Raw genomic sequence first — 23,459 nt, forward strand, 5'->3', positions numbered from 1 at the left:
GGAGCAACAACTATGCTGCGGACTTGGCAGGAGTCCGGCATCGTAACGTTCCTGAGCGATTACGGGCTCCAGGACAGTTACGTGGCTCAAGTGAAAGGGGTCATTCTCGATCGCGCTCGACAGGCAACGATCGTCGACATCACGCATCTTATTCCACCACAGGACATTCTTGAGGGAGCCTTCCAACTCAGCACTGCCTGGCGAGTCTTCCCCGCTGGCACTATTCACCTCGCGATCGTCGATCCAGGGGTTGGCACAGCGCGCCGCGCTGTCCTCCTCGTTGCGGATCAGCACGCATTCGTCTTACCAGACAACGGACTTGCAAGCTTCGTTCTTGCGGAAGCATCGTCGATTGCGGCGTGGGAACTCGACCGACCACAGTTCTTCCGGCATCCTGTATCGGCAACATTTCATGGACGTGACCTCTTCGCGCCCATCGCCGCAGCACTCGTCACAGGAGTTCCACCAGACGACCTTGGTTCTCCGCTCGATCCCGCGACATTGGTTCGGCTGCCAGTCCCTGCGGTACAAATCGCAGCAGATCGCGTCATTGGACCTGTCGTATCCATCGATCGATTCGGCAACTGCCGAACCCTCATCCGACCTGAGCAGTTACCTGGAGCAGCTGATCGACTTCTCGTGCGCTGCAACACACTTGTTCTTCGTGGTCTCTCCCGTACCTTCGCGGACGTTGCTCCTGGCCAGCCACTTGCACTTTTTGGCAGTCACGGTGGGCTGGAATTGGCGGTGCGGGACGGGAATGCTGCGGCACAATGGGGTCTTGTTCGCGGCAGTCTCGTCGAGGTACACGTCGTCGCCGAGTGAGCAAGTGCTATACTGCCCACGTGGACATTCGAGCAGGAGTCCGTCACCGATGGGACGCGTGCAGACAGCGAAATCACGGCGGAAGGCGACAAGGCGAACCAGCCGAGCCACGACACCGACGCAAACCTCTGTGCCCAAAGCTTCGCCACCGGATACTCAGGCAGGAAGTGCAGTGGCGGGCATCATTAGCCCATGGGGACGTGTCGACGAAGAGTATGCGCTGATCAAGGCTGACTTGAAGCGGCTTGCCTGGGTCACAACTTTTCTCCTCGTGCTCCTCGCAGTCCTTACCGTTCTCTTACGTTGAAAGACGGGAGAAACTTGAGCGCCCGCCTCGAACGAGGCGGGCGCTCAAGGACTCTGCGGTCGCTCAGCCTTCGATTGTCTCGTCCAGGTCGAGGTCGACGACCAGCGCATCCTCGTCGACAGTACTGAGCAGTTCCTCAGCAACTTCTGTCTCTTCTTCCTCGATCTCAATTGCCTCTTCCTCCACGCCCAGAGTCTCGACTTCCTCCTCTGGGAAGAGCTCCTCTTCCTCGAGCTCCTCGGGTCTGAACTTCTCGGGAACATACGGACGTGGCGGCGCAATCTTCGGCTGCGGCGGGAAGGACGGCACGTTCAGAAGGTGTGGCGCACGAAAGACCTCACGCAAGATGATGCGGAGCGTATCGCCAGTCAATTGCAGGACAAACGCACGGTACTGATTCCCTTCCCGCCAAAGCCGCATCAACCGCCGAGCGAGTCGCCCTTCGAGTTGCCCGAGCCGTGTACCGTCCGCATCGACGACGAAGACCGCGCTCTCTGCGTACTGTAGGAAGACCTCCTGCCCAGGGAAGAGGCGCGCCAGGATCACAGATGCGGCAGGTCGGAGCAGATCGGTAACATAGGTTCGCCCCATCTCTTCCATGAAGACGTCTGGCCGTGGTGCGGGACGCCCAGCAGGCATCGGGATCACCCCGTCCGTGGTCTGCCCAGCCAGCCACTCAAGTCGGGTGACATTGCGCTGCGCAATTGCATTGGTCGGTTCGATCTCCAGCGCCCGCTGGTACGCCGCTCGCGCATCAGCCACCCGACCAAGCTCAGCATACGCATGTCCAAGGCGGTTCCAGGCCATGACGTCACGCGGCACCAACTCAATAATCCGCCGGTTCAGCTCCACCGCCCGCTGCCATTCACCCTGGAAGGCGGCTTGCTTTGCCGCCTGTGTCAGTCGACGAAACAGGCGACGTTCTTGGCTACCATGATTGGAAAGTGCTGACATTGCTGTACTCTGCCTCCATCCAGTTCAACTTGCAACACCGACCGCTCGGGGGGATTCGACGGCCACAGGTTCGCCGAGCAAATACCAAGGGCTGACATGGGTGATGCGAACCTGCACAAGACGTCCCCGCCACTCGCCCGGCGCCTCGAAGAACACCAGCGTGTTGCCACGCGTGCGCCCACGCCAGCGACCCCGGGCGACGCCGTCAACGAGGATCTCAACCGTCCGACCAAGATAGCGCTGGTTCCGCTCCCGGGCGATCCGCTCCTGGAGCTCCTCGATTGCCCGATGACGCCGCCGCTTCTCCTCACGCGGCACGTCGTCCGGCCAGCGTGCCGAAAGCGTTCCAGGCCGCGGCGAGTACATCGCCACATGTACCTTATCGAACTGAATCTCTTCTACAAGCCGGTAGGTGTTCAGGAACTGGTCTTCAGTCTCTCCAGGAAATCCGACAATGATATCGGTGGAGAGCGTCACCTCGGGAATCCACTCCCGGATCCGCGCAATCCGCTCCCGGTATTCTTCCACCGTGTAGTTGCGCCGCATGCGGCGCAGCACCTCGTTGTCACCGGCTTGCACTGGCAAGTTGACGTGCTCGCAGACTTTCGGCAACTCCGCGATCGCACGGACAAGCTTGTCGCTGAAGTACTTTGGATGGGACGTCAGGAAGCGGATACGCTCGATTCCAGGCACCTCATGCACACGTGCCAAGAGATCTGCAAGATCTGGCTGCCCTGGAAGATCGTGGCCATAGGCGTTCACCGTTTGGCCAAGCAGCGTGACCTCACGAACATTACGCGCTGCGAGCTTCTCGACCTCAGCGACCACCTGCTCGATAGGCCGACTACGCTCGCGACCACGCCGATACGGCACGATGCAGTAGGAGCAGACGAAGTTGCATCCATAGATCACTGGGACAAAGGCGGTCACCTCGGGATCCGCCTGACCTTCGTCGTAATAATGGGGAAGCTCGACAAGATCGACGTCAACTTCGGCGAGCTCGGGCACTAACTGGACAAGACGCTCGAACTCAGACGGTCCGTACCAGAGATCAACCCACGGGAAGCGCTCAGCCAGCCGCCGTTCTTGACCGGTCACAAGACAACCCGTCACCGCAATCCGCACATGCGGTTTGCGTCGCTTCAGCCGCGCTAAGGCCCCGATGTACCCGAGTGCCTTGTCCTCGGCCTGCTGCCGCACCACACAGGTGTTGACAATGACGACATCCGCATCCCACTCACGTGCCGCTGGAAGGTATCCCGCCTGTCGCAACAAGGCGGCCGCTTTCGCCGACTCGGCCTCGTTCATCTGACAGCCGATCGTCCAAATATGGAAGCGCTTGACAACTGGTTCTTCAGCGACGATCGCCGTCGTTCGTGGTTGAAGCTGGACGAGCTGCATGGAGTCTCCCTCCACAGGCGCAACGCGCCCGTGTCGTCGTACAGTCTATCAGTATACCCGATAGCGAGCCTCGGAACTGCCTGGCCGCGCCTCTCGCTTCCTGTGCTAGGATACACGCGAGGAGGTGGCCGACGAGCCGAATGACTTACCCAGGACGCGGAACGTCCGCGTTCGTTCGGCTCTGCAAGGAGGGTCTATGACACACCGACGCTGCGGCACCTGCCGCTATTTCGAAGAAGGTGGACTGGCTGGATCCGGATGGTGCCGACACCCGCAACGACGGGATCTGCAGCACATGGTATTCGTCCGTCGTGGCGAACTGGCATGCCGCACTGGATGGGATCAAGATCTGTGGGAGCCACGCGATACCGAGGAACGGCCACCCCTGTCAGTGATCACCGGCTCGTGGCACCACCACACTGAAGTGCCAGAACCGCTGTTTTCCTCTGCAGAACCACCGCCATCCGTGCGTGAACGGCCCTCACCTTCTGAAGGCGTTGGTGACTTGCCACGTATCACTTTACCGCTCACTCAAGGGGCCCAAGTCGGCTTGCGCAACGGCCAGAGCGGTGAGACACAACCACTGCCGCTGGTCCCGGATCCTGCCGAGCCCACCGAATCCATCGACGCCATAGAGGGATCATCGGCCGCAGACGTCCCACCTGATGCTCAAGCGGTACTCGCTGCCTTACCCCGTATTTGTCGAACCTGCCGGGATTTCCGCCCGACCGGCGATGGACGAACCGGCTGGTGTGGTAACTCGTACGCCTTTCCCGAGCGGACACTCGTCGATGCCAACAAGCTGACATGTGCGGGCACGCTTGGTTCCTGGTGGCTACCGAGCGATGAGTGGTGGCTGCAGCAAGCTGATATTTCCCATCACGGCCAACCAACACCTCATGTTGACGAGTTCTTGCGTCAACTGCTCACCGAACGGCTGCAGGAGCGACGACGTCGTGCGAGTTCCTGAGGTAAAGACCGATGGGTGAGTTTGGCGAACTTCTGCGAAATGCACGAGCCTATCGCGGCGTCTCCTTGGTCGACGCAGAACGCGCGACCCGCATCAATCGCCGGTATCTCGCCGCGCTGGAGCAGGAAGCCTTCGATCAGCTTCCCCCGCTCACATACGCGCGGGGCATCGTGCGTATCTACGCACAGTACCTTGGTCTTGATCCGGTGACAGTGCTCGCCAAGTTCGAAGAGGCGCACGGCCAGCGGAGTATGGGTTTCCGCGTCGTACCGGCGGTTCGTCCTGTGCAGGAACCGCTTATGCACTGGGCACCAAACTTCGCGGTTATTGCCTTTATGCTAGCAATCTCCGCGATCGTCTTTGCCCTTGTCTACACGACGTATCTCGCCCCACGCCAGCAGCCGACACCCACGCTGCTCGCCTCCACCGAAAATACGACTCCCGTCCCGACTGTTCCTCCTCCTCTGAACGTTGACACGCCCGAACCGATTAATTCGCCCGCTGTTTCGCCCTCACCATCACCTGCAGCTTCGGCCACGCCGACCGCACCGTTAGCGACAACCACACCCACTGCGGCGCCAGAGGAGACTCCTCCCCCCAGCGTCGAGTCCAATCCTCCACCGACCCCAGGGGCACGGAGCGGTGAGCATCTCTTTGAGATTGTCACAACCGGCCGCGTCTGGGTCCAAGCGACGGTGGACGGGCACCTTGTTCTGGCCGAGACACTCGATGCGGGAGCGCGGCGAACATTTCGTGGGCAGACACTGACCGTATCGTCCGGCAATGCGCCACTCGTACGGGTGATCGTGGACGGCGAGGATCAAGGCCCGCTTGGTCAACGTTGGGACCAGACAGCAACCTACCCGTGACCGCTGCTGATTGCGGTACCCCGACTTACGCTTCATCGATACCGCGGGAGAACGCAGGCACAACAGCGGTCAGGGCCTTCGGCTCCACGACCACCGTCAATTCCTCAGCGTTGGCACAACGATCGCCATCAACCTCAACCGGGGCCGGGACACGTGAACGGATCGAAACGCGGCGTCCGCGCCAATGTTCCACAAAGCGCGAGCGCCACAACCGGCCCAACGCCGCCCAGCTGAACAATTCTGCCCAGCCGGCCATGTTCGGTGGTCGCAAACAAAGCACATCAAGATAACCATCGCTCGGATCGCTATCTGGTGCCAACTGAAAGTGGGGATGAACGAGGAACGAGCCATTGGCTACAAGCACAGTCCGGGCAACAATTTCCCGTGACTCTCCATCGATCTCCACGACAAACGGCCACGGTCCATCGCCAAGATGGCGGAGTCCAGGGAGGAGATAGCTCCGCCAAGCGAAGAATCGCTTCACATGTGGTGAGGCATCAGCCACAATCTGGGCGTCGATCCCCATCCCACCGAGAAACAAGAGAATTCGATCGGGGGTCACTCGCCCCACGTCGAGACGCCGATAACGAACGGGGCCTGCCAACGCCTGTGCGGCTCGGACTGGTTCACCTGGAAGTCCAAGGAGGCGCGCGACGTGGTTCGTGGATCCGCCCGGCAAGACACTGAAAAACGCTGGCGATCCGATGACACTGGCAGCGACGCGGCTTGCGGTTCCGTCGCCACCGAACGCCACAACGATCTCCGCCACCTGCGCGGCCGCACGGGCGAGCAGTCCGATTTCTTCGGGTTCCGAGCCGACGTGAACTTCGACCCGAAACCGTTGCTCCAGCCTGCGGGTCACTCGCTCGATAATTGCCGGGCGGACACGTCCCGCACCGGCATTCACCACGAGCGCCAAAGTCGGATGTGCTTTCATGCGGTCGTCGGTGCTCCTATCCGATACCGCAGAATCGCGCCGATCCCACCGTATGGCTGTAGCCGCGCGCGGAGATCCGGCTCCGTGAGGAACACCAGGTTCGCGTTCTGCCGGTAGGCTTCGGCATAGACCTCCGGAACGATATTCTGGCGCGCGCGGACCGGACCCCCACAGAACTGGCACTCGGTAACGTCGCTTCCGATCGCTTGCAGCGCTCCGCAGCGCAAGCAGTATTTCCCTGGCACACTGAGCGAATCATCGATCACCATCGCATTGACGTTGCGCATTTGCACGACCTCGACGACCCGATCAAGTCCCACGACCGCCATGTCCTGGCTCAGCGCTTCTTCCAGGACTAAGTCGAGGTAGCGCTCACGCTCCTGCCGCTGCCACGCCGAGATGATCCGCTTTGTTTCCTCCTGGACCTGCTTCGCTGTCGATTCCATCAGAGAGTTGAACGAGCCGACATACCGCTCACGCAGATATGGGTGTAAACCATCCACAAAGTCCCTCACTACCTCGTCTGGTCCAGCGACAACCAGGAAGCGGAATGGCTCCTGCTCGAACAACTGAAAAAGGACTTGTCCCACCCGCTGGAAGTGCTGTCGCACGTGTTCTTCGATGTGCCGCGCAAAGCGTGCCTGCGACCAGCCGCCTTGCCCATGCTGGCCAGGCACTTCCTCGTCCAGTCGCACGGCAACCTCGCGGAAAACGGCCAAGTGTCCAGAAAAAATCCTCGCTCGATCACGTGAAATCAGGCAGGTGCACACTGGCTCGAAGAACTCGACTACCCGCACCAGGCGTCCGATCACCGGACGGAAGTCCAGATCAGCCTCATTCCCAACTTCGCGCGGAACGTGGTATACGCGCCAAAGACTAGCCCGACTGCTCGCGAAGAGTGCCACACCCTGACCGAACTCGTCTCCGTGATCACGGAAGAACTCGCGAATTCGCTCGATATCTTCATCAACCGCAACCACTTGCGCCCTGGTAAGCCCAATTTGCTCCTTGGCTTGCTCAAGTTCGCGCAGCAAGTTCTTGAGACGAATGGAGTAATGGTCGTCTGTCACATGCTCCTTATCAACTCGAAGATAGAGACTCACAATGGGCCACTGATCGCTCCGCAGCGCACCCAATCCTTCGACTTCGCGTCGCGTTATCTCCACACCAAACCCTCCCCATACCCGCTCCTGGATTGACCTGCAGACGTCAAACTCAGCGCCCGCTGGTTCTTTCTTCCGGTCCGAAGAGACGTTCAACCAAATAATTCGCCAGCCAGGTCGCCAGAGCCGCCAAGACGAGGTTCAGGACACCGCGGACAAGATTCCGTACCATCGGATTCGCTCCCCTTCCCCGCACGACGGCCCTCCAGCCGCGAATCACCTTGTCCCAAAGCAGTCTACCATGTCACACGCTTCGGCTTGTTCTCCCATATACCGAACAAAATGATCTGCCAACTCCCTCGCTTCAGCGACGATGCCGTGCGCCAGCCTCCCGCCACCACCCCGCGAGGATACCGAGCAGTCCCAGGGTAACTGTCCCAGTTACGGTCATTGCCACAAGGTCGGCAAGGAGCGGAAATCGGGCGGTCCCCGGGATGAGCACGAATGGCCAGGCAAGCCACCAGTGCAACGCAGCCAAGATCCCGTTTGGATCCCCAACGACGTGTGCGAGCACCCATGCGCACCACCGGGCGAAGAGGAGTGTCCAATACAGCGATATCACCATCATGATCCAGTTCGCGAATCGCGGCGCAAACTGACCTCGGCGGCGTGGGCGTCGAACACGAACCGGAGTCGCAGCGCTCATTGTTCATCCCGAGCAGAACGCCGCACCAAGAGGGCCTCAATGGCGTCCCAGATGTACTCAGCCACCTCCTCTTTCGGAAGTTCTGGCAACACCTCCGGCTGATGGCCAGGGCGCAGCAAAGTTACTTGCGCTGTTTCAGCTCCCATTGTCTTCCGCGCATCATTAACGACTAAAAGATTGAGGCGCTTGCGTTCCAGCTTCTCCGTCGCGTGCTCCAGCAGCCGCTCTGTCTCCGCAGCAAAGCCAACTTTTACCAGTCCCGGCCGGTTGATGGCCGCCAAGATGTCCTCAGCCGGCTCCAGCTCCAGCGCAAAGAGTTCCTGCCGCTTCTTCAGTTTTTCTGTTGCCACGACTCGAGGACGATAATCTGCGACCGCTGCACACATCACGAGCACATCTGCTGAGGCGGTCGCCGCCTCGACTGCACGCAGCATCTCCGCTGCCGTTTCCACATCGATACGCGTGACACCGTATGGCGCAGGAAGACATGTTGGGCCACTGATGAGGATCGTGCGCGCGCCACGATCCCGAGCGACTTCAGCGAGCGCGTAGCCCATCTTGCCGCTCGAGTGATTGCTGAGGAAGCGCACCGGATCAAGCGGCTCCCGTGTCGGTCCGGCAGTCACCACGACGGTCCGGTCGACGAGCGAGCCAGATCGCCCGAGGACCGTGCGAATGGCACCCACAAGCTCCTCAGGCTCTGCCATCCTCCCTTCACCAATCATCCCCGACGCGAGCGGCCCGTAATGGGGTCCCACAACGATGACCCCACGCGAGCGCAAGAGTTCGAGATTCGCTTGGGTGGCAGGATGCCGGTACATGTGGTGATCCATCGCCGGAGCAACCAGCAGCGGTGCCGGACAGGCGAGCGCGGTCAACGTGACTGCGTCATCAGCGATGCCATGGGCGAGCTTGGCAAGGGTGTCTGCCGTCGCGGGCGCAACCACCATCAGGTCTGCTGCAGCGCCGAGCGTGACATGACCAGCCTGCTCACCTTGCCAAACGCCGATTGTGGTGACCTGCACAGGTCGTTTCGTGAGGGCTTGAAACGTCAGCGGTCCCACAAAGTCAATTGCTGCCCGTGTCATGACGACATCAACTTGGGCACCACCTTGCACCAGCCGACGGACGAGCTCCACGGTCTTATACGCCGCGATCCCGCCCGAAACTCCGAGAATGATCCGTTTTCCCTTTAAGATCCGGGGCACGCTTCCTCCTTGGCTGAGATTCCTGAGCCAGTGCAGCCTTGTTCACGCCTTGCCAGAACCGCTCGGATTTCTGCAAACCCGAGCTCGAGGCGAGGATAGATGAACCACACAATGGCGAGCGCAAAGAACACTCCGGTCACAACCCGCAGCTGCCATGTGCTCTCACGCAGCCCAACGAGCTGCGTTGTTCCGTCGACTGCCATCGGTAGGGTCAAGAGAAAAGCACCTCGCCAGGAGAGCGGGTGTAAGGAGCGTCGCACGAGGGCATACACAAGACCAAGGACGAAGACGCCTGTATAAATCGCCAGATCGCGTTGGCAATATGCTATCTGGTGGCCGAAGATAAAGAAGCTCCGCTCTGGCTTCTGGTGACAGACGAAGCGGTAAGCGAGGTAAATGATTTCCGCCAGTCGGGGGTGGCCACTTGCCATCAGCCACGGAGCAAGCAGCGGAAGGGCCGCAAAGAGTCCCGTCAGCACGTTCAGACTTGCCAGCCAGTGACGAGCCCAAACCGCTACGACACCGTCGACCCCGCGTTCCAAGCGTGTCCGCTCTCCCGCCGAAATAACATTTCCGGCACTGATTCGACTTTCCATTTGGCTTGGCCTCGCTGCAGCTCTTTGACGGACACCCTCTGCGAAGTTTATACTGTGAGAGATTGCGTGGGCGCATGCCCCCATCGTCTAGAGGCCTAGGACACCACCCTTTCAAGGTGGAGATCGCGGGTTCGAATCCCGCTGGGGGCACTACCTCGTGATTCCAGTCGCACCGAAGCGAACAAGACTCGAGTAACGACAAACTCGCCAATGGTAGACCGCTGGTTCGCCATGGAGACGACAACTGGCAGGGCGACGTACCAGCATGCGACACTGTTGCCGTAATTTCGGACACGGGTGCTCACGGTACAGCATTCGCCACGCAGCCGGGCCGATCCACAGCATCGACCTCGCTCCCGAGGCGAGAATAGCAGTGCACCGGTTGGGCCTCCGGCTCGAGGAGTACGGCAGTTCACGCGCGTGTTTTCTACGTCCCTGCTTCTCTGCTCGCCTTCTGGAAGACTGGTGCCACGATCGCACTGGAACTGCCTCGTCGTGCGCGTTGCAACCCGGGTTTTCCCGACCGAGGAGGTGAGACGATGCACGTGGTGATCCCCGTAGCTGGTCTCGGCACGCGGCTCCGCCCACATACGTGGAGCAAGCCAAAACCGCTCGTCACTGTCGCGGGTAAACCGATCCTCGGTCATGTCCTCGATCGCCTCTTACGGCTTCCGCTCGAACGTGTTGTCTTCGTCACTGGCTACTTGGGCGAACAGATCGAAGAGTTTGTGCGTGAGCACTATCAGTTTGACGCGATCTTTGTCGAGCAGCCTGAGCCGCTCGGCCAGTCCCACGCACTTCTCCAGGCCAAAGGACTGATCGATGGGCCGACGCTTGTCGTCTTTCCCGACCTGATCTTCGACGCTGATCTGGAATCCCTGTTGGAGGGCCGCTGGGACGGCGTTATTTTCGTCAAGGAGGTCGATGACCCTCGGCGTTTCGGTGTCGTTATCGTCGAGGATGGGCGAATCGTTCGGCTCGTCGAAAAGCCTCGGACACCGGTCAGTCATCTTGCTGTCGTGGGTGTATACTATTTCCGCGATTTCGCAGCTCTGATCAAGGCGATCGATCAGCAGATCGCCGAGGACCGCCGACGCGGGAACGAATACTACCTCGCCGAGGCGATTCAGATCTTGATCGATCGCGGTGCAACCATCGTTGCCCAACCTGTTTCCGTTTGGGAAGACTGCGGAACAGTCGAGGCACTCTTACAAACAAACCGTTTCTTGCTCGATCGGCAAGCTGGCCCCCAACCATCCTTCCCGACGAGCGTTGTCGTTCCACCCGTCGTCATCGATCCAACGGCTACCATCGAGCACGCGGTCGTCGGCCCCTATGTGAGTATCGGACCACAGGCCGTGGTCTCACACGCCATCGTCACCGATTCGATCATTGACGAAGGTGCGACAATCGAGAGCGTTATGCTTCATCGCTCCATCGTTGGTCGACGCGCACGGGTCGTCGGCGACTTTCTCCGCGTCAACGTTGGTGATTCCTCAGAGATCACACTCGCGCAACGTGACGGAGAGTGATCGATGTCCTCTCGCTGGCTCGAAGTCTCGGTTGAAGCGGACCTTGAGTCTGCCGACGCTGTCGCCGAACTCTTTGCACGGTTTGGATACCAACAGGGAGTGGCGGTGTTTCACCCGGTCAAACAAGCCCCGGACGGTGAACACGCTGCTCTTGACCCTGCAACACCAGTGAGAGTAACGACGTATCTGCCACTGGACGAGCATGTCGACGCAACGGTCGAGTCCCTGCGACAGGCCCTCTGGCATCTGAGCTTCCTCGGCTCCATAGGAGAGCTTCAGCTCCGAACGCTGGCCGAGGAGGATTGGGCAGAAGCCTGGAAACAACATTTTCCGGTGACACGGATCGGGCACCGCTTGGTGATTCGTCCTTCTTGGCTCTCCTACACGCCGCAGGCTGATGATGTGGTGATCGACTTGGATCCCGGAATGGCCTTCGGCACCGGTCTCCACCCAACGACCCAGCACTGCCTCATATGGATCGAGCGGATCATTCGTCCAGGTGACGTCGTGCTCGATGCTGGGGCTGGTTCTGGGATCCTCTCCATCGCTGCGCTCAAGCTCGGGGCGGCTTCGGTCACCGCGATTGAACTCGACCCGGTTGCCAGCGACGTGCTGCGTGCCAATCTCACTCAGAACGGCGTATTGGAACGCGCTACGGTCCGCGTAGGTGATGTGACGCGTGATCTGCACGAGCGTGAGGCTTACGATCTTGTCCTCGCGAACATTGTGGCACGCGTTCTCATCCACGCCGCACCACGCCTCGTGCGCGCGGCTCGGCCTGGTGCCTCCATCGTCCTGAGCGGCATCATCGCATCAGCTGAAGACGAGGTACGCGCGCGGTACCGGAAGCTTGGCGCCGAGGTCGTCGAGCGACGCCAGGATGGCGACTGGGTCAGTCTTCTGCTCAGCAGGACACGGCCATGAGCCGATGCGGACATCGGTTCTATATTCCCGCCACGTTGGATGTCGGGCGCACAGTCGAACTCCCCGAGCGAATTTCTCGACAACTTGCACGCGTACTCCGGCTGCGTCCCGGCGACTCGATCGTCCTCTTTGACGGGCGCGGGGTCGACTTCGTTGCCGAGCTGCAGTCCGTGCAGCCGGACAGAGCGCTCGCCGTTATCCGAAGCGTCCAGCCGTCCCGACCGCTTCCGGCCCCAGCGATGACGCTACTGCAAGCGCTTCTACGTCACGATCACTTCGATCTTGTCATCGAGAAGGCGACGGAACTCGGCGTCGTCCGGATTGTACCGCTCCGTACACAGCGGGTCGTCGTGCACCTGGACGAACGCAGCACCGCGCACCGCCTCGCGCGCTGGCAACGGATTGCCAGCGAGGCGAGTGAACAGTGCGGCCGCGGTGTCTTGCCCGATATCCCTGCCCCTTGCTCGCTTCGTGATGCCCTCGGTCTTGTCGCCGCACACCGTCTCGTCGTGTTTTGGGAGGGGCCTGATGCTCCATCGATCGTGCGTGACGAGTTTGACCGCACCGTACCAGTTGCAGTTGCAATCGGCCCGGAGGGAGGCTGGGCCGCGGAGGAACTCGAATTCCTGCGGCACTATGGGGCGGAGTTCCGCTCGCTCGGCCCACTGATCCTCCGAGCGGAGACTGCTGCGATCGCTGGTATTGCAGCGATTCGGGCACGCACGGAGGACGAAGTGCCCGGCCTTACGACCCCACCCGTACTTGGCGAACCTCGAGTGTCCGCAAGCGATTGAGGGCTGCAGCGAGCTCGTAGCGGCGAGGGCGCGCGAAGTCGCCAGGATGACCACGGAACGGCGAGAGAACGTCCAGTCCCTCTCGATCGATCACCGCCTCTAGCAGATCGAGCACCTCGGCAAGCGTTCGGTACCCATCAATGAAGCCCTGTTCCAGGGCATAGACCAGCGCCAAGCCAATGGCGCGGGTTTGGCTTGGATCGACGAGCTGCTCCACGTGGCGGAGGTCGATCGACTCATACCCAAAGGCAACTTCCTCGGTTCCGTACGCTCGCACACGCGTCCGTTCGCGCCGTCTCGGGTCGATACTTTCTGGAAGCGGTCTACGCGGAACAACTCCTGGCCAGGGAGTGGGCGCCTCAAAGTGTCCCTCACCGTGACGCTGAGCCAGCTCTCGGGCTCGCAGCGTGACGTCCACTGGGCGGTACGAGCGCATCCAGATGACAGTGTCCGCTACGTGGAGATAGTCCCCCGCACCACCCATTACGAGAACCGTCGACACACCAGCTTCGCGATGCAGTTGCCGCACGCGATCGATGAAGGGCACGATCGGTTCGGCATCCGCTGGCACGAGTTCGCGCATGAGATGATCGCGGATCATAAAGTTGGTCGCACAGGTATCTTCATCCATAAGAAGGACACGTGCTCCAACTTCCAGTGCCTCGAGAATGTTGGCGGCTTGGGAGGTCGAGCCACTCGCATCATCACTGGTGAAGCAGGTGGTCGAGCGGCCGAGCGGAAGATCGCGGATGAAGGCGGAGAGGTCAACGCCTACGACACGGCGCCCGTCCTCCGCCCGGATGACGACCGCATCACTCCGCGTGACAACACGTTCTCGTCCGTCTCCCGGGATGTGGTTATATACCCCCCGTGCAAGCGCCTCAAGGAGCGTCGACTTTCCATGGAAGCCACCACCGACGATCAGCGTGACACCTTCCGGGATACCCATCCCCCGGACTGGACCGCTGTGCGGAGTGAGGAGCTCCACTTCGAGACTCGCGGGCGGTTCGAACGGAACAACCTCTTCCAACAACGGCTCTTGGCTCACGCCGCTCCGTCGGGGAAGGATTGCGCCGCGACCGACAAAGGCCACCAAACCATGTTGTGGGAGCTGCTCACGGATCGCCTCCGCGTCCTCGACGACTGCCAAAAAGCGCTCGGCCTCCGCCAAAGCGGCACGGTCCAGCCAGAGCGTCATGCGCGCAAGTTCCGGCAGGAGATCGGCGAGCAGTTGCTCTGCGACATCGCCGAGAATCGTTCGCCCGGCTGCCGGTAAGCCAACCGACAGTCGGAGCTCCACACGATCATGCGCGATGCGGCAGGCTGTCCGCTCCAAAACCTCCTGCCCCCCAGCATCGATCGTGATGAGACCCGACCGACCACTGCCAGCGCGACGCCGCCCCAACTGCTCGATTGCCCGGCGCGCTCGGCGTGCCAGGAAATCCTCCAGTGCGATGCGGCGGACACGACTGGACACCGCCGGTAGAGGCAGGCGCTGGCGCTCGACAATCAACCGAACTCGCGAGGGTGGCGCGTAGGGATCACCTTGAACATAATCGACCGCGATGAGGACGTCTCCAGCGCGATAGAGACCACGGATCTCCTCATACGCTTTGTAGCCGCGCCGATCGATCCGCCGGAGAATCGACCGGAGTGCGCCGATGTCCCGCACGCTCTACCCTCCCCTCGAACCATGAGCCAGAGTATAGTGGCCGACCGGAGACACGGGCCGTCACTTTCTGGTCGGCCCACTCAGAAGAGAGTGGAGCGTGCGATGCCGTACTGCGAGCTGAGCCAGGTAACCATCTATTTCAACCGCGCTGGAAGCGGAGTACCGGTCGTTCTCCTGCACCAGTATTTCGGGACGAGTGAGAACTGGCTCGCTATCTTCGATATGCTCCGCCGCCACTTCGACGTCATCGCACCTGACCTCCGGGCACACGGCCGAAGCAGCGACCCAGGTGGTCGGCTGACGCTTGAAGGCTTCGCCGCTGACGTCGCCGAACTCCTCCATCGTCTCGACATCCGGGAGGCGCATTTGGTCGGGGCGAGCTTGGGCGCCATGGTCGCAGCACGACTGGCGCTCTCCGGTGCAGTGAACGCGCGCTCACTCGTCTTCATCGGACCGCCCAACTTCGCAGCACCATCGACAGCAGAGTACACACGTTCTGTGATTGAAGAGCTTTTCCCAGCTCATGAGGACGAGTATGCCCACGCCCACCGCGCTCTCGGCCAGGATCATGTGCGGAAACGATTACTCGCGAACTTTATCCAGGACGGGATTGAACGGCCGCGCGAAATGCGCGAATGGGCACAGGGGATCGAACTGCTCGATCGGCCCACCCTACTCATGGCTGGAGACAACGATCCTGTTGCGCCCGCAGATTGGCTCGTCGCGTTCACCGCTCAGCTGCCACGCGGGGAGGTTTGCATCCTACCCCGCGGTGGACACTTCCCACATCGCACCCTGCCACATCTGGCCGGCCAAGTGATACTGGATTTTCTCCTTCGCGTCGAGCGTGCTCGGTTGACGGATTAGGGCCGCCCCGGCTGAAGCTGCGAGCCCAGGAAGAACGCGAGTTGCGCCAGTGCGAGAACCAGGAGCGCTAACAGGAGCAAGCCCGCCAAAAGTCGCCTGGACAAGCCCGCGCGAACTCCCAGATAAAGGGCTGCCACGAGCGGTACTCCCATGAGTCCGCCGTAGTGCCCCAACTCGATGAGCCAGTTCATGCCGGCTGGCGTACTGAGTCCGAGGCCCCGCGCGCCGGCCGGCAACACAAGTAGCGAGAACATCAACCCGCCGATTGGCAGCAGCGTGGCGACCAGTTTGTCGGCAAGCTTCCAGCGCGGGTTCGCCCAGGCAAGCACGAGTCCCACCGGCCACAGGACAGCCGTGGCGCCAACGGCAACCATCGTGAGGACATCCTGATCACTCCACTCACGATCATGCCCCGGCGAATGAAGCAGCGAGTGCTGGCTCATCGCACACCCAACTCCTTACCTCGTTTCCCTCAGAGGTCCTTGTGTAGGGTTGCGAGGAACTCCGCGTTATTTTGCGTCCGTGCCAATCGGCCAAGGACGAGCTCCGTACCGTCGGTACCACCAAGCATCGAGACCATGCGGCGCATCGTCCAGACCTGACGCAGTGTTTGCTCGTCAAGCAGCAGTTCCTCACGCCGTGTCCCCGACCGCTGGATATCGATGGCCGGGAAGATTCGTCGCTCAGCGAGCTTGCGGTCGAGGTGGAGCTCCATATTCCCGGTTCCCTTGAACTCCTCGTAGATGACGTCGTCCATACGGGAACCGGTGTCGACCAAGCACGTTGCGATAATCGTGAGGCTTCCGCCACCCTCGATGTTCCGCGCCGCACCGAAAAAGCGCTTCGGCGGATAGAGCGCTACCGGGTCGATCCCACCGGAGAGCGTCCGTCCGCTCGGCGGGACGCTCAGGTTGTACGCGCGGGCCAGCCGCGTGATCGAGTCCAACAGGATCACAACATCCATCCCGCACTCGACCAGCCGCTTGGCTCGCTCAAGCGTCATCTCGGCGACCCGGATGTGGTCCTCCACGGGTTCGTCGAAGGTGGAGGAGATCACTTCACCATCGACCGAGCGCCGCATGTCGGTGACCTCCTCTGGGCGCTCACCGATGAGCAATACGATCAAATGAATGTCCTTGTAATTCGTCGTGATCCCGTTGGCGATGTGCTTAAGCAGGACTGTCTTACCGGCCTTGGGTGGAGAGACAATCAAGCCGCGCTGCCCACGACCAATCGGCGCGACGAGATTGACGAGGCGGGTCGAGAGAATGTGCGGCTCCGTCTCAAGATTGATGAGCTCCATCGGGAAGATGGGCGTCAGACTGTCAAAGCTCGGACGCCGCCGCGCGAACTCGGGATCCATGCCGTTGACAGCATCGACGCGGAGCAAGCTGTAGTATTTCTCATTCTCCTTCGGTGGTCGCACCTGCCCAGCGACCCAGTCCCCTTGCCGCAGCCCAAAGCGCCGGATCTGCGACTGCGAGACATACACATCGTTCGGCCCTGGCAAGTACCGCTCACCGCGCAGGAAGCCGAAGCCGTCCTCGGTGATCTCCAGGACGCCCTCTCCGAAGATGCCGCCCTCTCGCTCCGTCTGCGCCCGTAGGATCTTGTTGACCAATTCCATCTTGCGCAGACGCTGAGCATTCGGAATACCAAAGTCGCGGGCGATTGCCTGGAGCTCCTCCAGACTTTTCTCCTGCAGCTCAGCGGCGGTTAGCGCCGGAGACTCCTTGATCTCTTCAACAGTTGTGGTCGGCGTTACCGGATCCATCGTTGCAGTCCTCCTCGAGTTCGATCTTTTTGCCACGCGTTCAATCTCCTCAGTGCCATTCCGCAAGCGTGCGAGCGGCGAAGCCCTTCACCGAGACTCATCAAGTCGTGCACCGAAGCCGGGGACACGACTCCGAGTCCCAAGGAACGTTCGTGCAAGGCTGCGCCGGTCGCTGTGTGGACAACGAGAACCTCTTACGTCCTACGGTGTTTCGTGTGAGAATCTCCGGTCTCCAAGAGCGGACGACCGAACCAACCGAGACCGGGGTACCATGGAGAGGTACGTGACGCGGGGCACCCGCGCCACCTTACTCTACCACAGCCCGAGCATCCCCGTCAAACGCTACTACCTGGTACTCCTGCACCTTCGTCAGCCGATGCTCTGCCTCAATGCGCCGAATCGTCCCTGTCCGCGATCGCATCACAATCGAGTGTGTGCGCGCACCGTGCCGTGTGAAGCGCACGCCATCCACAAGGTCTCCCGTCGTGATTCCCGTCATAGCGAAGAAGACGTTGTCGGAGCGTACCAGATCATCGGTAGTAAATACCCAGTCGAGCTCCAACCCCTGCTCAAGGGCTCGCTGGCGCTCCTCTTCGTCACGCGGGTAGAGCGTACACTGGATTGCGCCGCCCACGCACTTCAAGGCTGCCGCCGCAACCACCGCTTCTGGTGATCCCCCAATCCCCATTAAGACATCGACACCGGACTCCGGAAATGCGGTCATGACCGCTCCAGCGACGTCACCATCGGTGATCAGGCGGATACGCGCTCCAGCACGGCGAATCTCTTCAATCAAAGCCTGATGGCGCGGACGATCCAACACAACAACCGTGAGAAGCCGAACACTCATCCGCTTCGCCTCGGCGATCCGGTGCAAGTTCTCCGTTGGCGAGAGACGGATGTCAATCGCATGGGCGGCCTCCGGCCCGACCGCGATCTTGTTCATGTAGACGATTCCTGGCGGGTAGTACATCGAACCACGCTCTGCCAACGCGACCACCGAGACCGCGCCTGGCATCCCGTTGGCACACAACCGTGTCCCATCGATCGGATCGACGGCAAGATCTCCCTCGGGCGGCTCGCCAGTTCCAACTTCCTCACCGATGTACAGCATCGGAGCTTGGTCCTTTTCCCCTTCTCCAATGACAACCACCCCCTTCATGTGCACGGTCGAGAGCATGCGCCGCATGGCGCGCACGGCAGCAGCATCCGCCGCGTTCTTGTCCCCACGTCCGACCCATTGGGCTGCCGCCAGCGCTGCTGCTTCCGTGGTGCGGACAAGTTCCATTGCCAGGTTACGATCCAGCTGATCCATTGCTTTGACCCCCTTTCCCACCGGCCGTACTCGCCGCAAGTCGGTCCTGTTGCCGAACTAACCACTCTTGCGCGAGTCGCGGAATCTGTGCTGTCGTCGTCCGTCGAATCGTGCACGGTGGCAGCGATTGGACAAACGACTGCCCGTAGCGACGTGTCACCATCCGTCGATCCAGTACGACACAGACACCATAATCCCGAGTGCTGCGGATCAGGCGGCCGAATCCCTGCTTAAAGCGCAACACGGCTTGCGGCACGGCGTACTCGTGGAACGGATCGGCGTACGCTTCACAGCGCGCCGCAAAGACTGGATCACTGGGCACCGCAAACGGCAGCTTGGCAATCACAAGGACACTCAGAGCTTCGCCGGGAACGTCTACTCCCTCCCACACCGCATTCGTCCCCAGGACCACTGTCTCGGGTCGGGCTTTGAGCCGTTCAACTAGCTGCCGTGGGCTCCCATCGATCCGCTGACCCAGCACCAGGATCCCCTCCTGTTCAAGCGGCCGCTTGATCGCCCGATAGGCCGCTTGGAGTGCGCTGTGTGAGGTGAAGAGCACCAACGCACGCCCACGTGTCGCCCGCAGGAGTCCGAGCAGGGTCTCGTTCACCTGCCGCTGATACCCTGGTTCCCCCGGCTCAGCAATATCCTCCGCCAAGCACAGCAATGTTGAACTCGCATAGTCAAATGGCGAATCGACAACGAGCTCGTCCGCATCAGTAAGTCCCAGTTGCTCACGGATATACGCAAATGAGCGATCCACGGTCAACGTCGCCGAGGTGAGAACACACGTCTCCAGACGAGAGAACAACAGCTCGTTGAGGAGCGAAGCGACCTGGAGTGGCGCCATGTTCAGACTGAGATGCGGTGGTTGCGCTCGCCACGTCAGCCAGTAAACACGTTCCGCTCGCGGAGCAAACAGCACCTCCTGGAGCCGATCATGCAGTTCCCGTGCTCGTCGCTCCAGCACATCGAGCTCCGTCACCAATTCGCTTACCTCGTCCCGTACGGTCTCGGGAAGCTCGTCCACCCGTACACCGGCCCAGTGCAGCGCCGAACACACCGAGCGAAGATGCGTTGTTAGCGTCTGCCCGACCTCCTCGACCGCGCTCCACGTTGCCTCATGCCGTACACTTTGTGTGATCCGGACTTGCCGGTCATAGCTCCCATTCTCCGCCGGGTGATGCTGCACGATATTCCCAAGCAGTAAGAACAAGCCTTCCGCCTGGTGGTGAAGTGCCTCCACACGCGGCCACCACTCCGTCAGTTTCTCACCCAATTCGCGAGCGAAGCCGCGCGCGGTTGCATCGGGGAGCGCTGCAAGGGCCGACCACAACTCGCCCAGTACGCCAGTAAATCGCCCGAGATGGTCTAACCCGAGCACGCGCCGCACCAGTTCGCGCACATCCTCCTGTGCCACTTGAAAGCCAAACTGCTGGGTCGCCTCGTCAACCAAGTGATGCGCCTCGTCGATGATGAGGTGATGGTAGGGAGGGAGAACGCGACTTTCAGCAAGGAGATCCGAGAGCAAGAGCGCATGGTTGACAATCACGATGTGCGCACTCTCCGCCGTGGCTCGTGCCCGATACAGGAAACATTGATTCCGGCGATTGAACAAACAACGATGGGGTAGGCATGCCCCTTCCGACTCGGCGACTTGGGCCCACGCTGCCTGCTCCTCGCTCGTGAGATGGAGCTCGGCACGGTCACCGGTCTCAGTCTGCGGCAACCAGGCAGTAATTTTGGCAGCCAGAAGCGCCTCCGCACGGCTCTGAAACGGCTCGCGCTGTCGCAGAAACCAACGACGCAGACACAAGTAGTTCGAACGCCCCTTGAGAACAGTCGCTCGGAACTGCGCAGCCCGCGCCAATCGCGGATCCTCTTCGGCTGCCGTCTCGAGCGCACGTCGGAGGAGCGGCAAGTCCTTCGCGAAGAGCTGATCCTGGAGTGCCAGGGTGTCGGTCGAAACGACGACGGTCTCACCCCGTTCCACCGCGTGGAACACTGCGGGCAGAAGATACGCCAGCGACTTGCCAGTACCCGTACCTGCCTCCACCAGGAGCTGGCCGCCTTCGTTCAATGTCCGAGCAACCGCCTGCGCCATCAGGATTTGCCCCGGACGGTGCTCGTACCCGGGCAGAGTCTGGGCGAATATCCCTGCCTGACCGTAAAGGTGACCAATCCACTCCGTATCCAGCTGAGGTATTCGCCCTGTGGGCTCCAAACGCGACGGACGCTCACGCGGCAACAGAAACACGAGTTCGGCCGCATGATGTACGCCAGGTACTGCCGTGCGCAGCCGCTCAGCCAACACTCCACCAAGCTGACCGATTCCCTGCTCTGCCAGTTCGCGATACACCGCCTCAAAGACATCCGATTCGGGCAAGCCAGCTTGGGTTGTGTAATCGGCAAGCCGGCGCAGTGTCTCAAGATCGTACTCCCGGAGCAGATCACACAGACCCAGAAAAACCGCCATCGTCGTCTCGACATCAGCCATCGCCCGATGTTGCTGTGCGACCGAAATGCCGAGGCGTGCGGCGATACTCGCGAGCGAATAGGCAGGTAGATCCGGTAATAGGATGGTCGCCAAGCGGAACGTATCGTAGACCGGATTCCGGAGCTCCAAGCCGTGGGCAGCAAGCATCTGGAGATCATATTCCGGTGACTGTCCGACGATCGGATAATTCCGCACGAACTGGCGCAGGCGCGGCGCAACGTGCGTAAAGATGGGTGCTCGTCGCAGATCACGCATCGTTAATCCGGTGAGGCTGGAGACCGAAAGCGGAACCGGACGCCGCGGCTGGACGAGCGTTTCGAACCGCTCGAGCACCTGCTCGTCGCGGAACTTGATCGCCGCCACCTCGATGATCTCGTCTCGCTCCGGATCCATCCCCGTCGCCTCGATGTCGAGCGCGACGTAGATCCGCGCCATGTCTTTCGACACCTCTCGCTCGATTCCGTTCAGGAAACAGGGAAACGTTCGACGAGCCAAACCAATTGCATGAGGCCGAGCTCAAGCGGAGCGACGTCAATCGTTTCCTCAACAGTGTGGCTTCCTCGCCCGCGCGTCAGCCCGAGACACACCGCCGGAATGCCGACGGCGATCGCCGCATTCGCGTCGGTACTTGATGCGTCGAGAACTGGCTCGATCCCCAACTCACGAAGGATTTTCATCGTCTCACGCACCAGCGGGACATCGACCGGCGTCTCGCCCGACGGCCGCTCACCCAAGAGCTCGAGTTCCACCGTGATGCTGGAAGAACGGTGACGTTCGCAGATCTCTTCAACCGTCCGACGGAGTCTCTCAAGTTCCCGTCCATCGATCGAGCGGAGATCGACGACTGCCTGCGCTAGCGGTGCGATGGTGTTGACGGAGACTCCTCCCTCGATCGTACCAACATTGTACGTTGTCTTGGGCGAACGCGGCACCGGCATCTCTGTCAAGGCGCAGAGAATTCGCACGAGCTCGTGGATTGCGCTTGGAGTACCAAAGTTCCCCCAACTGTGCCCGCCTGGCCCGCGAACGATGATACGCAATCGGACCGATCCTACTGCCACGTTGGTGACTCGTCCGAGATTGTGCCCTTCAACCGCGACCACCGCACCAAGTTCCGGTCCGAACCGCTCGATCAGCGCACGCATGCCTCTGAGGTTCCCGAGGCCTTCCTCACCCACATCGGCCGCCAAGAGCAGATCCCCGGACGTCCGCACCGCCAGTGCATCCAGGAGCTCCCAAAGAATGACGAGTGCTGCCACCCCCAGGGCGTTATCGCCGATGCCTGGCCCGCGGACCCAGGTATCTCCACGCTCAATTGTGAGTGGTGTCTCACGCGGGAAGACGGTATCCAAGTGTGCTGCGAGGAGCAGACTGCGCCCACGCCCCTCTCCCTGGCGACGCACAATCACGTTCCCAACCGCATCCAACTCTGGCTGGGCACCCCGTTGCTCGAAGAGTTCGGCCACGAAGCGCGCTCGGTCCCACTCCTCGAAAGTTGGCGCCGGCACTGTGGCAATCTGGCAGGCAAGGTGAATTGTGCGGTCTACTGCGCTTCTCACCAGCGCTCGCGCGTCGCGGCGTGTTTCCATACTCCCCGTCCAGGTTCACACGGGCATCCATTAGCGGCAGTGTACCAAGCGAGACGCGTTTCGTCCCCTCCGTTCCAGAAGGACGAAGCCCTCATCTTGTGAGAGATCCGTCTTCCAGCGTACACTTTCGGGTGGTATCCGCGCTTACGTCCTCGCCCCGTGGTACCCGCGTTGCAGGTGAGGAGGCAAACGGGTGACGACCGAGACGATGCGCGACGTTCACCGGGCAACGACTCGCGGGATCACTGCTTATCGCGGATATCGTCCCCCACCTGGAATGATCTCGTGGGCATTGCATCGGATTACTGGTCTTGGTGTGCTGCTGTTCTTGCTGCTGCATATCGTCGATATCTTCCTTGTCAACTACGGTCCGGACACGTTTAACGAACTCCTCTTTTTATATCGCCACCCTGTGTTCCGCATTGGCGAGATCATTCTCGTTGCCGGACTGTACTATCATGCGGCCAATGGAGTACGCATCATCTTGATCGATTTCTGGCCAGCAGCCTATCGCTATGAGCGGCAGCTCTTCTATGGCGTGATTGCAGTGTTCCTTGCTGGATTTCTTCCAACGGCTTTCTTGATGATTCGCGCAATGCTTCAAGCGGGAGGTGCCTAA

The 23,459-nt window shown here is 60.8% G+C and carries 22 protein-coding genes and 1 tRNA gene; 10 read left to right on the forward strand and 13 right to left on the reverse strand.

All coding sequences use genetic code 11. From position 1 onward, the window contains the following. Positions 1 to 12 precede the first annotated feature (12 nt). Positions 13 to 825: an SAM hydrolase/SAM-dependent halogenase family protein gene (locus NET03_RS03700; RefSeq protein ID WP_252127550.1), complete on the forward strand. Its 813-nt coding sequence runs from the start codon at positions 13 to 15 to the stop codon at positions 823 to 825. A 49-nt stretch (positions 826 to 874) separates the two neighbouring features. Then, on the forward strand, positions 875 to 1,132 hold the full coding sequence (locus tag NET03_RS03705) for a hypothetical protein (protein ID WP_252127551.1): 258 nt from the start codon (positions 875 to 877) through the stop codon (positions 1,130 to 1,132). A gap of 63 nt (positions 1,133 to 1,195) precedes the next feature. On the opposite strand, the gene NET03_RS03710 is transcribed toward NET03_RS03705, so the two are convergent. Next, the gene (locus tag NET03_RS03710; RefSeq protein WP_252127552.1) at positions 1,196 to 2,086 is read right to left on the reverse strand and encodes a tetratricopeptide repeat protein; all 891 of its coding nucleotides are present in this window, start codon (positions 2,084 to 2,086) and stop codon (positions 1,196 to 1,198) included. A 24-nt stretch (positions 2,087 to 2,110) separates the two neighbouring features. Next, positions 2,111 to 3,487, reverse strand: a complete 1,377-nt coding sequence (gene miaB, locus NET03_RS03715) for a tRNA (N6-isopentenyl adenosine(37)-C2)-methylthiotransferase MiaB (RefSeq protein WP_252127553.1) — start codon at positions 3,485 to 3,487, stop codon at positions 2,111 to 2,113. A gap of 196 nt (positions 3,488 to 3,683) precedes the next feature. Between miaB and NET03_RS03720 the strand changes: the two genes are divergently transcribed. Both NET03_RS03720 and NET03_RS03725 read left to right on the forward strand, forming a co-directional pair. Further along, positions 3,684 to 4,457, forward strand: a complete 774-nt coding sequence (locus NET03_RS03720; protein WP_252127554.1) for a hypothetical protein — start codon at positions 3,684 to 3,686, stop codon at positions 4,455 to 4,457. Between the two features lie 11 nt (positions 4,458 to 4,468). After that, complete coding sequence (locus NET03_RS03725; protein WP_252127555.1) at positions 4,469 to 5,326, forward strand: helix-turn-helix domain-containing protein; 858 nt, start codon at positions 4,469 to 4,471, stop codon at positions 5,324 to 5,326. Between the two features lie 25 nt (positions 5,327 to 5,351). On the opposite strand, the gene NET03_RS03730 is transcribed toward NET03_RS03725, so the two are convergent. The 5 genes from NET03_RS03730 to NET03_RS03750 all read right to left on the reverse strand — a co-directional run bounded on the left by NET03_RS03730 (position 5,352) and on the right by NET03_RS03750 (position 9,876). Continuing rightward, positions 5,352 to 6,263 (reverse strand): diacylglycerol/lipid kinase family protein, encoded by a 912-nt coding sequence (locus NET03_RS03730; RefSeq protein ID WP_252127556.1) that lies wholly within the window; start codon positions 6,261 to 6,263, stop codon positions 5,352 to 5,354. Continuing rightward, positions 6,260 to 7,429, reverse strand: a complete 1,170-nt coding sequence (locus tag NET03_RS03735) for a baeRF10 domain-containing protein (protein ID WP_252127557.1) — start codon at positions 7,427 to 7,429, stop codon at positions 6,260 to 6,262. The genes NET03_RS03730 and NET03_RS03735 overlap by 4 nt, the downstream gene beginning before the upstream one ends. A 301-nt stretch (positions 7,430 to 7,730) precedes the next feature. Then, positions 7,731 to 8,072 (reverse strand): hypothetical protein, encoded by a 342-nt coding sequence (locus NET03_RS03740; RefSeq protein ID WP_252127558.1) that lies wholly within the window; start codon positions 8,070 to 8,072, stop codon positions 7,731 to 7,733. Then, the gene (coaBC, locus tag NET03_RS03745; RefSeq protein ID WP_252127559.1) at positions 8,069 to 9,280 is read right to left on the reverse strand and encodes a bifunctional phosphopantothenoylcysteine decarboxylase/phosphopantothenate--cysteine ligase CoaBC; all 1,212 of its coding nucleotides are present in this window, start codon (positions 9,278 to 9,280) and stop codon (positions 8,069 to 8,071) included. The genes NET03_RS03740 and coaBC overlap by 4 nt, the downstream gene beginning before the upstream one ends. Beyond that, positions 9,265 to 9,876, reverse strand: a complete 612-nt coding sequence (locus NET03_RS03750; protein ID WP_252127560.1) for a DUF2085 domain-containing protein — start codon at positions 9,874 to 9,876, stop codon at positions 9,265 to 9,267. The genes coaBC and NET03_RS03750 overlap by 16 nt, the downstream gene beginning before the upstream one ends. A 76-nt stretch (positions 9,877 to 9,952) precedes the next feature. Between NET03_RS03750 and NET03_RS03755 the strand changes: the two genes are divergently transcribed. The 4 genes from NET03_RS03755 to NET03_RS03770 all read left to right on the forward strand — a co-directional run bounded on the left by NET03_RS03755 (position 9,953) and on the right by NET03_RS03770 (position 13,126). After that, positions 9,953 to 10,026: transfer RNA gene (locus tag NET03_RS03755), tRNA-Glu, on the forward strand. Between the two features lie 389 nt (positions 10,027 to 10,415). After that, positions 10,416 to 11,408 carry a sugar phosphate nucleotidyltransferase gene (locus tag NET03_RS03760; protein ID WP_252127561.1) on the forward strand — a complete coding sequence of 331 codons (993 nt, stop codon included), beginning with the start codon at positions 10,416 to 10,418 and terminating at the stop codon, positions 11,406 to 11,408. Between the two features lie 3 nt (positions 11,409 to 11,411). Continuing rightward, positions 11,412 to 12,332: a 50S ribosomal protein L11 methyltransferase gene (gene prmA / locus NET03_RS03765; RefSeq protein WP_252127562.1), complete on the forward strand. Its 921-nt coding sequence runs from the start codon at positions 11,412 to 11,414 to the stop codon at positions 12,330 to 12,332. Beyond that, positions 12,329 to 13,126, forward strand: coding sequence for a 16S rRNA (uracil(1498)-N(3))-methyltransferase (locus tag NET03_RS03770; RefSeq protein WP_252127563.1), 798 nt, complete (start codon positions 12,329 to 12,331; stop codon positions 13,124 to 13,126). Before prmA ends, NET03_RS03770 begins: the two co-directional genes overlap by 4 nt. Here the strand turns inward: NET03_RS03770 and NET03_RS03775 are convergent. Next, entirely contained in the window at positions 13,077 to 14,798 is a 1,722-nt protein-coding gene (locus tag NET03_RS03775) for an ABC-ATPase domain-containing protein (RefSeq protein ID WP_252127564.1), read from the reverse strand. The two genes, NET03_RS03770 and NET03_RS03775, sit on opposite strands and share 50 nt — an antisense overlap. A 102-nt stretch (positions 14,799 to 14,900) precedes the next feature. Here NET03_RS03775 and NET03_RS03780 point away from each other — a divergent pair, with 102 nt between their 5' ends. Beyond that, complete coding sequence (locus NET03_RS03780) at positions 14,901 to 15,665, forward strand: alpha/beta fold hydrolase (protein ID WP_286207138.1); 765 nt, start codon at positions 14,901 to 14,903, stop codon at positions 15,663 to 15,665. Here the strand turns inward: NET03_RS03780 and NET03_RS03785 are convergent. From NET03_RS03785 to NET03_RS03805, 5 genes are all read right to left on the reverse strand, one after another. Next, positions 15,662 to 16,108, reverse strand: a complete 447-nt coding sequence (locus NET03_RS03785) for a hypothetical protein (RefSeq protein WP_252127565.1) — start codon at positions 16,106 to 16,108, stop codon at positions 15,662 to 15,664. The two genes, NET03_RS03780 and NET03_RS03785, sit on opposite strands and share 4 nt — an antisense overlap. A 29-nt stretch (positions 16,109 to 16,137) precedes the next feature. After that, positions 16,138 to 17,439, reverse strand: a complete 1,302-nt coding sequence (gene rho, locus NET03_RS03790; protein WP_252127566.1) for a transcription termination factor Rho — start codon at positions 17,437 to 17,439, stop codon at positions 16,138 to 16,140. 307 nt (positions 17,440 to 17,746) lie between these two features. Next, positions 17,747 to 18,754, reverse strand: a complete 1,008-nt coding sequence (gene glpX, locus NET03_RS03795) for a class II fructose-bisphosphatase (RefSeq protein WP_252127567.1) — start codon at positions 18,752 to 18,754, stop codon at positions 17,747 to 17,749. Continuing rightward, positions 18,735 to 21,686 carry a helicase C-terminal domain-containing protein gene (locus tag NET03_RS03800; RefSeq protein WP_252127568.1) on the reverse strand — a complete coding sequence of 984 codons (2,952 nt, stop codon included), beginning with the start codon at positions 21,684 to 21,686 and terminating at the stop codon, positions 18,735 to 18,737. The genes glpX and NET03_RS03800 overlap by 20 nt, the downstream gene beginning before the upstream one ends. A gap of 29 nt (positions 21,687 to 21,715) precedes the next feature. Continuing rightward, positions 21,716 to 22,840, reverse strand: coding sequence for a M20/M25/M40 family metallo-hydrolase (locus NET03_RS03805; RefSeq protein WP_252127569.1), 1,125 nt, complete (start codon positions 22,838 to 22,840; stop codon positions 21,716 to 21,718). Positions 22,841 to 23,033: 193 nt separating this feature from the next. Between NET03_RS03805 and sdhC the strand changes: the two genes are divergently transcribed. After that, a complete protein-coding gene (gene sdhC, locus NET03_RS03810) occupies positions 23,034 to 23,459 on the forward strand; it encodes a succinate dehydrogenase, cytochrome b556 subunit (protein WP_252127570.1) in 426 nt (141 codons plus the stop codon).

Source organism: Thermomicrobium sp. CFH 73360 (assembly GCF_023806465.1).
GTDB lineage: Bacteria > Chloroflexota > Chloroflexia > Thermomicrobiales > Thermomicrobiaceae > Thermomicrobium.

Excerpts from the sequence above, each read along its gene's own strand:
- NET03_RS03700 (WP_252127550.1), top strand. The coding sequence starts at position 13 with ATGCTGCGGACTTGGCAGGAGTCCGGCATCGTAACGTTCCTGAGCGAT.
- NET03_RS03705 (WP_252127551.1), top strand. The coding sequence starts at position 875 with ATGGGACGCGTGCAGACAGCGAAATCACGGCGGAAGGCGACAAGGCGA.
- NET03_RS03710 (WP_252127552.1), bottom strand. The coding sequence starts at position 2,086 with ATGTCAGCACTTTCCAATCATGGTAGCCAAGAACGTCGCCTGTTTCGT.
- miaB (WP_252127553.1), bottom strand. The coding sequence starts at position 3,487 with ATGCAGCTCGTCCAGCTTCAACCACGAACGACGGCGATCGTCGCTGAA.
- NET03_RS03720 (WP_252127554.1), top strand. The coding sequence starts at position 3,684 with ATGACACACCGACGCTGCGGCACCTGCCGCTATTTCGAAGAAGGTGGA.
- NET03_RS03725 (WP_252127555.1), top strand. The coding sequence starts at position 4,469 with ATGGGTGAGTTTGGCGAACTTCTGCGAAATGCACGAGCCTATCGCGGC.
- NET03_RS03730 (WP_252127556.1), bottom strand. The coding sequence starts at position 6,263 with ATGAAAGCACATCCGACTTTGGCGCTCGTGGTGAATGCCGGTGCGGGA.
- NET03_RS03740 (WP_252127558.1), bottom strand. The coding sequence starts at position 8,072 with ATGAGCGCTGCGACTCCGGTTCGTGTTCGACGCCCACGCCGCCGAGGT.
- NET03_RS03750 (WP_252127560.1), bottom strand. The coding sequence starts at position 9,876 with ATGGAAAGTCGAATCAGTGCCGGAAATGTTATTTCGGCGGGAGAGCGG.
- NET03_RS03760 (WP_252127561.1), top strand. The coding sequence starts at position 10,416 with ATGCACGTGGTGATCCCCGTAGCTGGTCTCGGCACGCGGCTCCGCCCA.
- prmA (WP_252127562.1), top strand. The coding sequence starts at position 11,412 with ATGTCCTCTCGCTGGCTCGAAGTCTCGGTTGAAGCGGACCTTGAGTCT.
- NET03_RS03770 (WP_252127563.1), top strand. The coding sequence starts at position 12,329 with ATGAGCCGATGCGGACATCGGTTCTATATTCCCGCCACGTTGGATGTC.
- NET03_RS03780 (WP_286207138.1), top strand. The coding sequence starts at position 14,901 with ATGCCGTACTGCGAGCTGAGCCAGGTAACCATCTATTTCAACCGCGCT.
- NET03_RS03785 (WP_252127565.1), bottom strand. The coding sequence starts at position 16,108 with ATGAGCCAGCACTCGCTGCTTCATTCGCCGGGGCATGATCGTGAGTGG.
- rho (WP_252127566.1), bottom strand. The coding sequence starts at position 17,439 with ATGGATCCGGTAACGCCGACCACAACTGTTGAAGAGATCAAGGAGTCT.
- glpX (WP_252127567.1), bottom strand. The coding sequence starts at position 18,754 with ATGGATCAGCTGGATCGTAACCTGGCAATGGAACTTGTCCGCACCACG.
- NET03_RS03800 (WP_252127568.1), bottom strand. The coding sequence starts at position 21,686 with ATGGCGCGGATCTACGTCGCGCTCGACATCGAGGCGACGGGGATGGAT.
- NET03_RS03805 (WP_252127569.1), bottom strand. The coding sequence starts at position 22,840 with ATGGAAACACGCCGCGACGCGCGAGCGCTGGTGAGAAGCGCAGTAGAC.